This is a genomic window from Nocardioides sp. AE5, from assembly GCF_031844485.1.
GTDB lineage: Bacteria > Actinomycetota > Actinomycetes > Propionibacteriales > Nocardioidaceae > Nocardioides.
Window position 1 is genome coordinate 240,054 of record NZ_JAUZVI010000004.1, and the last position, 13,674, is coordinate 253,727.

Sequence of the window (13,674 nt, forward strand, 5' to 3'; positions counted from 1 at the left end):
TCCGGCCCGGTGCGGTCGGTCCGGCAATGAGCCGGGCGGAAGAGACCTCCGGAGTACAGTCAGGTTGTCGTGCCACCGCTGGCGCGATGACGCCACGCCACTCCGGAGGAGAGAGATTCCTTGGGTTCCATCATCGGCGATTCGGTCGCCAGTCCCCTGGTCTGGGGCATCACGATCGCCGTAGCCGTCATCGTCTTCACCGTCGACCTGGCCATCATCGGCCGTCGACCGCATGAGCCGTCGATGAAGGAGGTCAGCACCCACCTGACCTTCTTCGTGGGCAGCGCCATCCTCTTCGGGGTGGCCCTCCTGCTCTTCGCGGAGTCGCACGAGCTGTCGAAGAATCCCGGCGCCGAGTTCTTCGCCGGGTGGCTGACCGAGTATGCGCTCTCGATCGACAACCTGTTCATCTTCATCATCATCATGGCCAGCTTCAACGTGCCCCGGCAGTTCCAGCAGAAGGCCCTGATGATCGGCATCGTGCTGGCGCTGATCATGCGCGCGATCTTCATCTTCATCGGTGCCGCCGCGATCAACCAGTTCAGCTGGGTCTTCTACATCTTCGGCCTCTTCCTGCTCTACACGGCCTGGAAGCAGGCCGCCGGCGGGCACGACGAGGAGGACGAGCAGAGCGAGAACGCGCTGGCGAAGTTCGCCCGCACCCGGCTCCCCTCCACCCAGGAGTGGCACGGCACCAAGCTGACGATCAAGGAGAACGGCAAGCGGCTGATCACGCCGATGTTCCTGGTCATCCTTGCCCTGGGCACCACCGACCTGCTCTTCGCGCTGGACTCGATCCCCGCGATCTACGGCATCACCAAGGACCCCTACCTGGTGCTCACCGCCAACATCTTCGCGTTGATGGGGCTGCGCCAGCTCTACTTCCTGATCGGCGGCCTGCTGCAGCGCCTGATCTACCTCGCCTACGGGATCGCGTTCCTGCTCGCCTTCATCGGGGTGAAGCTGATCCTGCACGCCATGCACGAGAACGAGTTGCCGTTCATCAACGGCGGCAAGCACATCGCCTGGGCACCGGACATCCCGATCTGGCTCTCGCTGACCGTGATCATCGGCACCCTGGCCATCACCGCGATCGCCAGCCTCTACGTCTCCAGCAGGCGCGCCAAGGAGTCCGCCGAGCAGTGACGTGAAACGCCGAGGCGGCGACAGTTGACGCCGCCTCGGCGACATGGGGTGGGGGTCGTCAGGCGACGAGTTGGATTGTCGCTTCACCACGACCCGCTCCCGCGGCTCAGACGACGAGATCCTGGTAGTCGGGGTGCTTGTCGATCCATCCCTTGATGAACGGGCACTGCGGCACCACCTTGGTGCCGCCCTCGGCCCGGACGGCGTCCAGGCCGAAGCGGGCCAGGGCCGAGCCCACGCCCTGGCCCTCCAGGGAGACGACCGTGTGGGTGAAGGTGATCACCCCGTCGGCGCGCTCGTATTCGGCGTAGCCCGCTGCCTGGCCATCGACGGTGGCCTCGAAGCGGTGGGTCTGCTCGTTGTCCGTGATCTCGATGCTCATGTGGCCATCGTGGCACGGATCCTCAACCTGGGGGCGGCGAGAGGTAGACAGATTTCAGTGCGGCGTATTGCGCCAGCCCCTCGGGGCCGAACTCGCGCCCGAGGCCGGATGCCTTGAATCCGCCCACGCCGTGTGCCCAGTCCGGATCACCGCCATAGCCGCCCCGACGTGGATCGGTGCCGGGAGCAGCGACTGCCGGCTCCACGCGGGCGACGTACTCCGTGGTGGTCCGCTCGCCGTCGGGACCAGCGGTGATCGCGAGCAGCACCGTCTCGCTCGACATGCCGTTGGTCTGGATGCCCTCGTGGACCACGACCTCGGGGTCGGATCCCTCCGGCATCACCGTCCCCAGCCAGGCAGCGATCCGCTCCCCCGTCTCGGCGGCCGAGCGACTGGAGCGCTGCAGCTTCATGTCGGCGGGCGGTTGCGTCACCAGAACCTCCAGGATGTGATCGACGCCACACTGGTGTCGATCACATCCTGGAACACGTTCTAGTTGTCAACCGGGGTCGCGGATCACTCCCACTCGATGGTGCCGGGCGGCTTCGAGGTCACGTCCAGCACCACCCGGTTGACCTCGGCCACCTCGTTGGTGATCCGTGTGGAGATCTTCTCCAGCACGTCGTACGGAAGCCGCGACCAGTCGGCGGTCATGGCGTCCTCGGAACTGACCGGACGCAGCACGATCGGGTGCCCATAGGTGCGCCCGTCCCCCTGGACGCCGACGGAGCGTACGTCGGCCAGCAGCACCACCGGCATCTGCCACACGTCACGGTCCAGACCGGCACGGGTCAGTTCCTCGCGGGCGATCGCGTCCGCCTCACGCAGCAGGTCGAGGCGCTCGCGGGTAACCTCGCCGATGATCCGGATTCCCAGGCCGGGGCCAGGGAACGGCTGGCGCCAGACGATCTCGGCCGGCAGGCCCAGTTGCTCGCCGACCAGGCGCACCTCGTCCTTGAACAGGGCACGCAGTGGCTCGACCAGTTCGAACTCCAGGTCGTCGGGCAGGCCGCCGACGTTGTGGTGGGACTTGATGTTGGAGGTGCCGGCCCCGCCGCCGGACTCGACCACGTCGGGATAGAGCGTGCCCTGGACCAGGAAGGCGACCTTGGCGCCGTCGGCCGCGGCGTCGCCCAGGACCTGGGCCTCGGCGGCCTCGAAGACGCGGATGAACTCGCGCCCGATGATCTTCCGCTTCTCCTCGGGGTCGCTGACCCCGGCCAGCGCTTCCAGGAAGCGCTGCTGGGCGTCGACCACGTGCAACTTCACGCCAGTCGCGGCAACGAAGTCACGCTCGACCTGCTCGGCCTCGCCCTTGCGCAGCAGGCCATGGTCGACGAAGACGCAGTCGAGGCGGTCACCGATGGCGCGCTGGACCACGGCTGCGGCGACCGCGGAGTCGACGCCTCCGGAGAGGCCGCAGATGGCGCGCCCGTCGGGGCCGATCTGTTCGGCGATGCGGGCGATCTGCTCCTCGACGATGTTGACCATGGTCCATGTCTGGCGGCACCCGGCGATGTCGTGCAGGAAGTGTTCCAGCGTCTTCTGGCCGTGCTCGGAGTGGAGCACCTCGGGGTGCCACTGGACCCCGGCAAGCTTGCGGTCCAGGTCCTCGAAGGCAGCGACCGGGGTGACGTCGGTCGCCGCGAGCACCTGGAAGCCGTCGGGGGCGGCAGTGACCGAGTCGCCGTGCGACATCCACACGTTGTGCTCGGCGGGGATCTCGGCGAGCAGGGTGCCCGGGGTGGTCACCCGGACCGGCGTACGTCCGTATTCGCGCGCACCCGTCGGCGAGACCTCGCCGCCCAGGCCCTTGGCCATCAACTGGAAGCCGTAGCACATGCCGAAGACCGGGACGCCGGAGGTGAACACCTCTGGGGCGATGCCCGGCGCGTCCTCGGCATAGACCGAGGACGGTCCCCCGGAGAGGATGATCGCCTTCGGGTTCCTGGCCAGCATCTCGGCGACCGGCATGGTGTGCGGCACCAGCTCGGAATAGACCCTGGCCTCACGGACCCGGCGGGCGATGAGCTGGGCGTACTGGGCGCCGAAGTCGACGACGAGGACGAGGTCGTGCTCGGGGACCGGAGTGGTCACGTGGGGAGGCCTTTCGGGCAGCGTGCAAGGTGGCTGCAGTCTAGTGGGTGCCGCCGGAAATTCGTCGGGGGTGCGGGACGCCCGAAGAATTTCTGGTGGTGCCCACCTGTGCCGCGCGCCCGGATGCAGGAAGCAGGGATTCATCGACCCGGGAAATGCATCAGGGCCCGACCGGGGAGGGAGGGTGGTCGGGCCCTGATCGTCCATGCATCTGCTGGACAGTGCTTGGACAGCGGGTTCGACATGGGAGGGAGCATGACTGTCGAACCCACCGGCTCAACGAACGGGGATCAGGCGAGTTACGCCCTCATCCCACCGATTTCCCGCAGGTGTGCAGCGACCACTCAGCCGGTGTGCGCAATGTCGACGATCGGCAACCGCAGTGCCCCCACCGCCGCCTCGGGAACGACGGGGGAGGCCGGCGCAACCGGGGCGATCCGGGCATAGTCGCTGCCCAGGTCCGGGCGCGTGTCCGCCTCACCCTTGTTCGGCCAGAACGACATCGCCCGCTCGGCCTGTGCGGTGATCGTCAGCGACGGGTTGACGCCCAGGTTGGCCGAGATCGCCGACCCGTCCGCGATGTGCAGGCCGGGGTAGCCGTAGATCCGCTGGTAGGCGTCGACCACACCGGTCTCGGGCGAGTCCCCGATCGTGCACCCGCCGATGAAGTGGGCGGTCAGTGGGGCATTGAACGGCTCGCCCACGTTGCCTCCCGGCGTACCACCCATCACGTCGGCCATCTTGCGCACCGCCTCATAGGCGAGCGGGATGTAGGTCGGGTTCGGCTCGCCGTGGCCCTGCTGTGAACTCATCACCCAGCCGAACGGCGTCTTCTTGCCGATCGTGGTGATCGAGTTGTCCAGGGTCTGCATGACCAGCGCGATCACGGTCCGCTCCGACCAGTGCTTCATGTCATAGAGGTCGAAGGCCTGCTTGCGCTGCTTCCACAACTCCTTCAGCCAGGTCACCAACCGCGGCTCGTCGCCAGTGTCGTCGGCAAGCACCGTCTGCATCAGCGCCATCGCGTTCGATCCCTTGCCATAGCGGACCGGCTCGATGTGGGTGTGCTCGTCGGGGTGCCACGAGGAGGTGATCGCGACGCCTTGGGTGTAGTCGATCGACGTGTCCGGGGCGAGCGCACCGAGGATCGCCTCGGAGTTGGTCCGGGTCAGCACGCCGAGCCGGTCGGAGATCTTCGGCAGGCTCCCCTCGCCCTTCAGCTTGTGCAGCAACTTCTGGGTGCCCAGCGCCGCCGCCGCGAAGACCACCTGGTCAGCGGTGTAGGTCTTCACCGCACGGCGCCGCGACAACTTGGCCTTGGTCCAGCGCGCGGTGATCTCGTAACCGCCGCCGGGCAGCGGCCTGACGTCGGTGACGGTGGTCAACGGGTGGACCTCGGCACCGGCCTGCTCCGCCAGGAAGAGGTAGTTCTTGACCAGGGTGTTCTTCGCGTTGTGCCGGCAACCGGTCATGCACTCGCCGCAACTGCGGCAGGGGTTCCGGTCGGGTCCGGCACCACCGAAGAACGGGTCGGCGACCTTCTCCTCCGGGGACTGTCCGGGGCCACCGAAGAAGACACCGACCGGGGTTGGGTGGAAGGTTTCGCCCACCCCCATCTCTTCGGCGACCTGCTGCATCACGTCGTCACTCGGTGTACGCAGCGGGTTCTCCACCACGCCGAGCATCCGCTTGGCCTGGTCGTAGTACGGCGCCAGTTCTGCCTTCCAGTCCGTGATGTGCGCCCACGACTTGTCCCGATAGAACGCGTCCAGCGGCTCGTAGAGCGTGTTCGCATAGACCAGCGAGCCGCCGCCGACCCCGGCCCCGGCCAGGATCAGGCAGTCCTTGACCATGTCGATGCGCTGGATGCCGTACATCCCGGCCGCGGGGGCGTAGACGTACTTCTTGAAGTCGAACGACGTGTTGGGCAGGTCCTCGTCCGAGAACCGGGCGCCGGCCTCCAGCACGGCGACCTTGTAGCCCTTCTCGGTCAGCCGCAGCGCGGAGACGGAGCCACCGAAGCCGGATCCGATGATCAGTACGTCGTAGTGCCCGGCGTGGTTGCCGCTCATGCCTGCCCCAGCTTCTTCATCACTCGTGCGCTCAATGTCAGTGTCTTGGCGAAGGCCTCGTTGGAGACCCCCTTGGGCGGGCGGAAGCCCCAGACCCGCTGGGTGCCCACCGACTGCACCTCGGTGTAGCGGTGGATGCCCTCCGCTCCCTGGCGGCGACCCATCCCGGACTGGCGCATCCCGCCCATCGGTGCATCCAGGCTGGCGAAGGTGGCGCCGTACGCCTCGTTGATGTTGATCGTGCCGCACTTGATCTCGCGGGCGATGGCCCGGGCGCGGTTGCCGTCCTGGCTGTAGATCGCGCCGTTGAGGCCGTACTCCCCCTCGTTCGCCTTGGCGATCGCCTGGGTCTCGTCATGGAAGCGGTAGACCGAGATCACCGGGCCGAAGGTCTCGTTGCCGAAGCAGGTCATCTCGGGCGTGACACCCTCGAGGATCGTCGGCTCGTAGAAGTAGGGGCCCAGGTCGGGGCGGGCACGGCCACCGGCCAACACCTTCGCTCCCTTGGCCACGGCATCCTCCACGTGGGCACTCACCGTGGCGAGCTGGTCGGCCGAGATCAGCGAACCGACGTCGGTGGTCCACTCCCGCGGGTCACCGAGCACCAGTGCCTTGGTCCGGGCCACGAACCGCTCCACGAACGCGTCGTACACCTGGTCGGCGACGAGCATCCGCTCGGTGGAGACGCAGAGCTGGCCGGCGTTGGAGAAGGCGGCGCGGGTGGCTCCCTCGGCGGCCTTCTCGATCGCGGCATCGCGCAGGACGAGGATCGGGTTCTTGCCGCCGAGTTCGAGCGAGCAGCCGATCAGGTTCTCCGCACAGCCGGCGGCCACCCGCTTGCCGGTCGCGGTGGAGCCGGTGAAGCAGACGTAGTCGGCCTTGGCGATCAGGCTGGTGCCGACCCGGGAGCCGGGGCCGGCCACGACGTTCCACAGGTCCCTGGGGAAGCCGGCCTCCTCGAGCAGCTGGGCGCCGATCAGCGCGGTGAGCATGGTCTGGCTGTCCGGCTTGGTGACCACGGCGTTGCCGGCGACCAGCGCGGGCAGCCCGTCGCACAGCGCCATGGTGAACGGGTAGTTCCACGGCGAGATGATGCCGACCACGCCCTTGGGCACCCGGTTGATGTCGATCCGTGTGGCGCCCGGCACCACGCCGGAGCGGCGGCTCGGGGCGAGGTGGCGGTGCGCCGTGCGCGCGTAGTAACGCGCGGTCAGGGCGACGTGATAGACCTCCAGATAGGCGTCCTTGCGGGCTTTGCCGGACTCCCAGACGGCCAGGTCGATGATCTCCTGCTCCCGGTCCAGGACCAGGTCATGCAGGCGCAGCATGATCTCGGCGCGGTGCTCCAGGGAGGTGCGGGCCCACGCCAGTTGTGCCTTGCGGGCACGGGCGAAGGCCTCGACCACATCCTCCTCGCTGGACTGCGGGAGGTGGGCCAGCGGCGCGCCGTTGAGCGGCGAGACCGAGAGCTTCGACTCCCCCGAGGTGGCGATGATGCGGCCGGTCAGTGCGGCCACGTAGTCAGGCTCCAGCGCATAGGAGGCGCTCGGGTCGTGCTCGGGATCGTGCGGCCCGCCGATGAGCGGGTCGGAGTGCGGCGTCTGGTGGCTCATGGTCCGAGCGTAGGTGAACCGCGAGGGCTTCACTACCCTTCGGTAGCAATTGAGACCATTTACATTACGGAAGATTTTGTAAACGTCCGATATGCGAAGATTTCTGCCGTCGGGCTCCATGTGTGCATGAACGGGTCAATCCCGGGTAGGGGCAGGCACCATGACCCCACGCACCGACAACGATTCAACACTCCACGCCCGGGTCGAGCGCCTCGAGCACCAGATGCTCGTCCTGGTTGGGCTGGTCGCCACCGTCCTGCTGATCATCGGGACCACCCGCACCCTCTTCACCGAGAAGCCGGGCGGGGACGCCAGGCCGCACGACATGTTCACCATGCTCACCTCCGACTTCGTGCCCACCTTCATCAAGGTCGCCTACGGCTTCCTGCTGGTCGCGACCGCCGGGGCGATCGTGATCACCGTGCTGGCCTGGGACCGCAACGGATCCCGGATGCTGCTGCGCGTCGGGCGTGGACTCCTCGTGGTGATGGTGCTCGGCGCCGTCGCCACCCTGCTGATCACCCTGATCTCGACCCGTGACGGCGTCGGCGCCGAGGCGGGCTCGGGCGGCTGGTTCTACCTGGCCGGCGTGATCGCCTATGCCACATTGGTCGCCGGGAGCCTCGCCGAGGCCTGGGTCGACCCACGCAGCTACTGACCGGCTAGAGCAGGTCCTTGACCTTCACCCGGGCCTCGTCCGCCTCCTGGTCGGTGAGCTTCATCTGGCTCTGCCGCTCCGCCTCGACGCGGCGCAGGTAGTGGTCGACCTCCTCATGGCGCCGCTCGTCGTCCCAGCCGAGTTCGGCGGCCATCAGGTCCGCCACCACCGGGGCGGCGGCCGCGCCACGGTCGAACGTCTCGATCGAGATCCGGGTACGCCGGGTGAGCACGTCGTCCAGGTGGTGCGCGCCCTCGTGGGTCACGGCGTACACCACCTCGGCGGCCAGGTGGTCCTCGGCGCCGGCGATCGGCTCGGCCAGTGCGGGGCGGTCCGCGACCAGGGCGAGCACCTCGTCCACCAGTCCGCCGTACCGGCCCAGCAGGTGGTCGATGCGGGCCACGTGCAGCCCCGACCGGCGCGCCAGCAGCACCCGCTGGTTCGACCGCGTCTCGAACCCGTCCGCCCCGACCAGGCGCACCCTGTCGGTGATCGAATCGCGCACCGTCAGGTTGCCGGTGGTCTTCAGCGAATGCGCGGCCGCCTCGATCGCGTCCCGGGCCATCACCCGGTACGTCGTCAGCTTGCCGCCGGCAATCATCACCAGGCCGGGCACCGGGGTGACCACGGTGTGTTCCCGGGAGATCCGTGAGGTCGGCTCCGACTCGCCCTTGAGCAGCGGCCGCAGCCCGGCGTACACGCCCTCGACGTCGTCGTGGTCCAGCGGCTCGCGCAGGATCGTGTTCACGTGCGCCAGCAGGTAGTCGATGTCGGCCTTGCTCGCTGCGGGGTGGGCCTTGTCCAGGTCCCAGGCAGTGTCGGTGGTGCCGATGATCCAGTGGCGTCCCCACGGGATCACGAAGAGCACCGACTTCTCGGTGCGGGTGATGAAGCCGGCCTCGGAGCGGATCCGGTCGCGTGGCACCACCAGGTGGATGCCCTTGGAGGCCTGCACGTGGAGCGATCCGCGGCCGCCGACCATCTCCTGGATCTCGTCGGTCCACACGCCGGCGGCGTTGACCACCACCCGGGCCCGCACCTCGAACTCGCGCTCGGTCTCCAGGTCCTTCACCATCACCCCGACCACCCGTTCCCCCTCGCGCAGGAAGCCGATCACCTTGGTCCGCGTGGCCACGTGTGCACCGTGGGTGGCCGCCGTACGGGCGATGGTCATCACCAACCGGGCGTCGTCGACCTGGCAGTCGTAGTACTGGATCGCACCAGCCATCTCCTCGGTCTTCAGGTCCGGCGCGATCCGGGCGACCTGGCGCCGGAAGAGGTGCTTGTGCCGGGGCACGCCCATGTCGTACTTCCCGGCCATCGCCATCGCGTCATAGAGGACCAGGCCGGCGCCGACGTAGGGCCGCTCGATGGTCCTGGCCAGCGGGTAGAGGAACGGCACCGGGCGGACCAGGTGCGGCGCCAACCGGGTGAGCAGCAGCCCACGCTCCTCCAGCGCTTCCCTGACCAGTCCGAAGTCGAACATCTCCAGGTAGCGCAGGCCGCCGTGGATCAGCTTGCTGGAACGGCTCGAGGTGCCCGAGGCGAAGTCGCGTTGCTCGACCAGGGCGGTGGAGAGGCCGCGGGTGACGGCGTCCAGCGCGGTCCCGGCGCCGACCACTCCCCCGCCGACCACCAGGACGTCGAGCTCATTGCCGTGGTCGGTGGTGGCGCTCAGGGCACGGAGTGACTCGGCGCGGGCATCAGGGCTCAGGGCGCTCGGCTGGCTCATGCGTCCAGTGTGTCAGCCGGGTCCATCCGGCATCGCTACTAACGTGTCGGTCACCGTCACCCTGTGCCAGCAGCCGACACGCTAGCGCCCTCCCGGCGTCGAACCGGATCACAGACCGATCCCACGGGGAAGGGTCCGCGTGGCCGTGAGGTCGGGGAGTGCGTCAGGCGGCAGGTCACCGAAGATCCTGATGATCGCGTCACCCAGGCCCTCGTCTGCCAGGTCCTCCTCCACCGCGCGCGCCAGGATCGACCGGACCTCGGCCTCCATCGAGCGGCCCCGCCGGGCGGCACGCTGCTGGAGCTTGGCCTTCACCTCGGGGTCCAGGCCCCGCACGGTCAACATGGTCATCAGGATCACCTCTGCGACCAAGACTAATCTGCACGCGGTGCATGCACTTCCGTCCCGCTCCTGCCCAACGTGCGGCGGTCGGCGAGCATCGGGTGCTCGGTGCGGGTCCGTGCAACCACGGCCGGATCCAGGTCGGCGACGACGATCCCGGTGCCGGCCATGGGCCCGGCGACGGTCCGCCCCTCGGGGTCGTGGATCGCGGAGCCACCATTGAACTCGGCCACCCCGCAGCGGCCGACCAGCCCGGCGAACACGACGTACATGCCGTTGTCGATGGCGCGGGCGCGGTAGTAGAGGTCGCGGCGGTGCTCCGAGCCCACGAAGTACGCCGCGGAGTTGAGGTAGCCGATGGCGCCCGCGTCGGCGGTGGCCCGGGCATGCTCGGGGAAGCACCCGTCGTAGCAGATGCTCAGCCCGAGCACGGCGCCGTCGACGGTGATCGTGGCGCCGCGGGCCCCCGGGGTGAAGTGGTCGCGCTCATAACCGGAGAGGTGTTGCTTGTCGTACGGCGCACTGGCCCGGCCATCAGCGTCGATCACCACGGTGGACAAGGTGCGGAAGCCGTCGCGTTGCAGCGGGCTGCTCACCACGACGACCATCGCCGCCTCCCGTGCCGCGTCACGCAACGGCGCCAGCCACACCTCGTCCAGCGAGTCCGCGGCGGGCAAGGATCCGGCGAAGACGTCGGCGGCATAGCCGGTCAGGAACGCCTCGGGCAGCACCAGCAGCCGGGCGCCCTCCTCGGCGGCACGGCGTACCAGCGCCACCGCGGTGGCCACGTTGGCCGCGACGTCACCGGCGACGGCGGCGGCCTGGCCGGCAGCCACCCGCAGCGGCGGAACGTCGAGCGGCCCGGTCCTCACTCGACGACGATCTCCACCCGCTGGAACTCCTTGAGTTCGGTGTAGCCGGTGGTGGCCATCGACCGCTTCAGCGCGCCGATCAGGTTCATCGTGCCGTCGGCAACCCGCGAGGGGCCGAAGAGGACCTCCTCCAGGGTGCCGACCGCGCCGAACTCGACCCGCTCGCCGCGCGGCAGCAGCGGGTGCCATGCCTCGGCTCCCCAGTGGAAGCCGCGGCCCGGCGCCTCGGCGGCGCGGGCGAACGGCGAGCCGACCATCACCGCGTCGGCACCGCAGGCGATCGCCTTGGAGACGTCGCCGGAGCGGCCGATGGAGCCGTCGGCGATGACGTGCACATAGCGGCCCCCGGACTCGTCGAGGTAGTCACGCCGGGCGGCGGCCACGTCGGCGACCGCGGAGGCCATCGGCACCGCGACGCCGAGCACGGTGCGGGTGGTGTGCGCGGCGCCGCCGCCGAAGCCGACCAGGACGCCGGCTGCACCGGTGCGCATCAGGTGCAGCGCCGCCTGGTAGGTGGCACATCCGCCGACGATCACCGGCACGTCGAGTTCATAGATGAACTCCTTGAGGTTCAGCGGCTCGGCCTGGCTGGAGACGTGCTCGGCGGAGACCGTGGTGCCGCGGATCACGAACATGTCCACGCCCGCGTCGACGACGGTCTTGGCGAACTCCTTGGTCCGCTGCGGCGAGAGCGACCCGGCCACGGTGACGCCGGCTTCGCGCATCTGCTTGAGCCGTGCGGTGATCAGTTCGGCCTTGACCGGCTCGGCGTAGATCTCCTGGAGCCGCTGGGTGGCCTGGATGCCGCGCAGTCCGGCGACCTCCTCCAGCAGCGGCGTGGGGTCGTCGTACCGGGTCCACAGGCCCTCGAGGTCGAGCACGCCGAGCCCGCCGAAGCGGCCCAACTGGATCGCCGTCTCCGGGGACATCACCGAGTCCATCGGGGCGGCCAGCACGGGGAGGTCGAAGCGGTAGGCGTCGATCTGCCAGGCGACGCTGACCTCCTCCGGGTCACGGGTACGCCGTGAGGGGACGATGGCGATGTCGTCGAAGGAATATGCCCGACGGGCACGCTTGGCCTTGCCGATCTCGATCTCAGTCACGCTGGCAGCCTACCGGCCCACGAACGCTCACTCGTTGATGCCCGAAAGCTCAATCGTTGTCGATCACGGCATCAGCGAGTGAGCTTTCGGACCGCAACCGCTGAGCGTTCGTGAGTCAACGGTTGTAGTTGGGGGCCTCGACGGTCATCTGGATGTCGTGCGGGTGGCTCTCCTTGAGCGAGGCCGAGGTGATCCGGATGAACTTGCCCTTCTCGTGCAACTCGGGCACCGTCCGCGCGCCGATGTAGAACATCGACTGGTTCAGGCCGCCGATCAGCTGGTGGGCCACCGCGGCCAGCGGGCCCCGGTAGGCGACCTGGCCCTCGACGCCCTCGGGCACGATCTCGTCGTCGGAGGTGATCTCGGCCTGGAAGTAGCGGTCCTTGGAATACGACTTCTTGCCGCGGCTCGACATCGCACCGAGCGACCCCATCCCGCGGTAGGCCTTGAACTGCTTGCCGTTGACGAAGACCAGTTCGCCCGGGGACTCCTCGCAGCCGGCGAGCAGCGAGCCGAGCATCACGGTCTCGGCGCCGGCGACCAGCGCCTTGGCGATGTCACCCGACTGCTGCAGTCCGCCGTCGGCGATCACCGGTACGCCGGCCGGCTTGCAGGCCAGGGACGCCTCGTAGACGGCGGTGATCTGGGGTACGCCGGTGCCGGTGACCACGCGCGTCGTACAGATGGATCCGGGGCCGAAGCCGACCTTGACCGCGTCTGCGCCCGCGTCGACGAATGCCTGCGCGCCCTCGCGGGTGGCGACGTTGCCGCCGATCACCTGGACGTGCTTGGTGGCGGGGTCGGACTTGAGCCGGCGGACCATGTCCAGCAGCAGGGTCACGTGGCCGTGGGCGGTGTCCGCGACGAGCACGTCGACGCCGGCCTCGATCAGGGTGGTGGCACGCTCCCACGCGTCGCCGAAGTACCCGATCGCGGCGCCGACCATCAGGCGGCCGTCGGCGTCCTTGCTGGCGTGGGGGTGCTGCTCGGACTTGACGAAGTCCTTGACCGTGATCAGGCCGCCAAGGCGGCCATCGGCGTCCACCAGGGGCAGCCGCTCGCGCTTGTTCTGGCGCAGCAGGGCGGTGGCGTCCTCACGCGAGATGCCGACCGGGCCGGTGAAGAGCGGATGGGTGGTCATCACCTCGCTGACCTTGGTGGTGGCCCACTCGGCGACCGGGGTGAAGCGCAGGTCGCGGTTGGTGATGATGCCGAGGAGCTTGTTGTCGGTGTCGACCACGGGCAGGCCGGAGACCCGGTATTCACCGCAGATCCGGTCCAGGTCCTCCAGGGTGGCGTCCGGGCCGATGGTGACCGGGTTGGAGATGATCCCGGTCTGGGTCCGCTTGACCAGGTCGACCTGGTAGGCCTGGTCCTCGACGGACAGGTTGCGGTGCAGCACACCGATGCCGCCCTCGCGGGCCATCGCGATCGCCATCCGCGACTCCGTGACGGTGTCCATCGCCGCCGAGATCAACGGCACCTTCAGCGAGATCTCGCGGGTCAGCCGCGAGGTGGTGTCGATGTCGGCCGGTGCCATGTCCGAATGGCCGGGCAGCAACAGCACGTCGTCGTAGGTGAGACCAAGGGCAGCGAACTTGTCTGGGAGCTCCACTCCACCATCCTATCGACGCGCCGGGAGCCGGACGAAACGGTG

The 13,674-nt window shown here is 68.6% G+C and carries 12 protein-coding genes; 2 read left to right on the forward strand and 10 right to left on the reverse strand.

Annotation, left to right across the window (positions count from 1 at the left end; translation table 11 throughout):
* Positions 1-120 precede the first annotated feature (120 nt).
* Entirely contained in the window at positions 121-1,146 is a 1,026-nt protein-coding gene (locus Q9R27_RS08710) for a TerC family protein (RefSeq protein ID WP_311251972.1), read from the forward strand.
* A 106-nt stretch (positions 1,147-1,252) separates the two neighbouring features.
* On the opposite strand, the gene Q9R27_RS08715 is transcribed toward Q9R27_RS08710, so the two are convergent.
* From Q9R27_RS08715 to Q9R27_RS08735, 5 genes are all read right to left on the reverse strand, one after another.
* Entirely contained in the window at positions 1,253-1,528 is a 276-nt protein-coding gene (locus tag Q9R27_RS08715) for a GNAT family N-acetyltransferase (RefSeq protein WP_311251973.1), read from the reverse strand.
* Positions 1,529-1,550: 22 nt separating this feature from the next.
* Positions 1,551-1,961 (reverse strand): hypothetical protein, encoded by a 411-nt coding sequence (locus Q9R27_RS08720; protein ID WP_311251974.1) that lies wholly within the window; start codon positions 1,959-1,961, stop codon positions 1,551-1,553.
* 83 nt (positions 1,962-2,044) lie between these two features.
* Positions 2,045-3,625 carry a glutamine-hydrolyzing GMP synthase gene (gene guaA, locus Q9R27_RS08725; protein WP_311251975.1) on the reverse strand — a complete coding sequence of 527 codons (1,581 nt, stop codon included), beginning with the start codon at positions 3,623-3,625 and terminating at the stop codon, positions 2,045-2,047.
* Positions 3,626-3,969: 344 nt separating this feature from the next.
* Entirely contained in the window at positions 3,970-5,697 is a 1,728-nt protein-coding gene (locus tag Q9R27_RS08730; protein WP_311251976.1) for a GMC family oxidoreductase, read from the reverse strand.
* Positions 5,694-7,310: a succinic semialdehyde dehydrogenase gene (locus Q9R27_RS08735; protein ID WP_311251977.1), complete on the reverse strand. Its 1,617-nt coding sequence runs from the start codon at positions 7,308-7,310 to the stop codon at positions 5,694-5,696. The genes Q9R27_RS08730 and Q9R27_RS08735 overlap by 4 nt, the downstream gene beginning before the upstream one ends.
* Before the next feature lie 160 nt (positions 7,311-7,470).
* On the opposite strand from Q9R27_RS08735, the gene Q9R27_RS08740 reads away from it, so the two are divergent.
* Positions 7,471-7,968 carry a hypothetical protein gene (locus Q9R27_RS08740; RefSeq protein WP_311251978.1) on the forward strand — a complete coding sequence of 166 codons (498 nt, stop codon included), beginning with the start codon at positions 7,471-7,473 and terminating at the stop codon, positions 7,966-7,968.
* Positions 7,969-7,972: 4 nt separating this feature from the next.
* On the opposite strand, the gene glpD is transcribed toward Q9R27_RS08740, so the two are convergent.
* The 5 genes from glpD to guaB all read right to left on the reverse strand — a co-directional run bounded on the left by glpD (position 7,973) and on the right by guaB (position 13,632).
* Entirely contained in the window at positions 7,973-9,700 is a 1,728-nt protein-coding gene (glpD, locus tag Q9R27_RS08745; protein WP_311251979.1) for a glycerol-3-phosphate dehydrogenase, read from the reverse strand.
* A 108-nt stretch (positions 9,701-9,808) separates the two neighbouring features.
* A complete protein-coding gene (locus Q9R27_RS08750) occupies positions 9,809-10,051 on the reverse strand; it encodes a FitA-like ribbon-helix-helix domain-containing protein (protein ID WP_311251980.1) in 243 nt (80 codons plus the stop codon).
* 23 nt (positions 10,052-10,074) lie between these two features.
* Positions 10,075-10,914, reverse strand: a complete 840-nt coding sequence (locus tag Q9R27_RS08755; RefSeq protein WP_311251981.1) for a carbon-nitrogen hydrolase family protein — start codon at positions 10,912-10,914, stop codon at positions 10,075-10,077.
* A complete protein-coding gene (locus Q9R27_RS08760; protein ID WP_311251982.1) occupies positions 10,911-12,017 on the reverse strand; it encodes a GuaB3 family IMP dehydrogenase-related protein in 1,107 nt (368 codons plus the stop codon). Before Q9R27_RS08760 ends, Q9R27_RS08755 begins: the two co-directional genes overlap by 4 nt.
* A 115-nt stretch (positions 12,018-12,132) precedes the next feature.
* Positions 12,133-13,632 carry an IMP dehydrogenase gene (gene guaB / locus Q9R27_RS08765; protein ID WP_311251983.1) on the reverse strand — a complete coding sequence of 500 codons (1,500 nt, stop codon included), beginning with the start codon at positions 13,630-13,632 and terminating at the stop codon, positions 12,133-12,135.
* Positions 13,633-13,674 lie beyond the last annotated feature (42 nt).

Bases quoted from the DNA above. Each gene is read 5' to 3' on its own strand.
- glpD (WP_311251979.1), bottom strand. From the start codon at position 9,700: ATGAGCCAGCCGAGCGCCCTGAGCCCTGATGCCCGCGCCGAGTCACTC.
- Q9R27_RS08730 (WP_311251976.1), bottom strand. From the start codon at position 5,697: ATGAGCGGCAACCACGCCGGGCACTACGACGTACTGATCATCGGATCC.
- Q9R27_RS08715 (WP_311251973.1), bottom strand. From the start codon at position 1,528: ATGAGCATCGAGATCACGGACAACGAGCAGACCCACCGCTTCGAGGCC.
- Q9R27_RS08750 (WP_311251980.1), bottom strand. From the start codon at position 10,051: ATGACCATGTTGACCGTGCGGGGCCTGGACCCCGAGGTGAAGGCCAAG.
- Q9R27_RS08735 (WP_311251977.1), bottom strand. From the start codon at position 7,310: ATGAGCCACCAGACGCCGCACTCCGACCCGCTCATCGGCGGGCCGCAC.
- Q9R27_RS08740 (WP_311251978.1), top strand. From the start codon at position 7,471: ATGACCCCACGCACCGACAACGATTCAACACTCCACGCCCGGGTCGAG.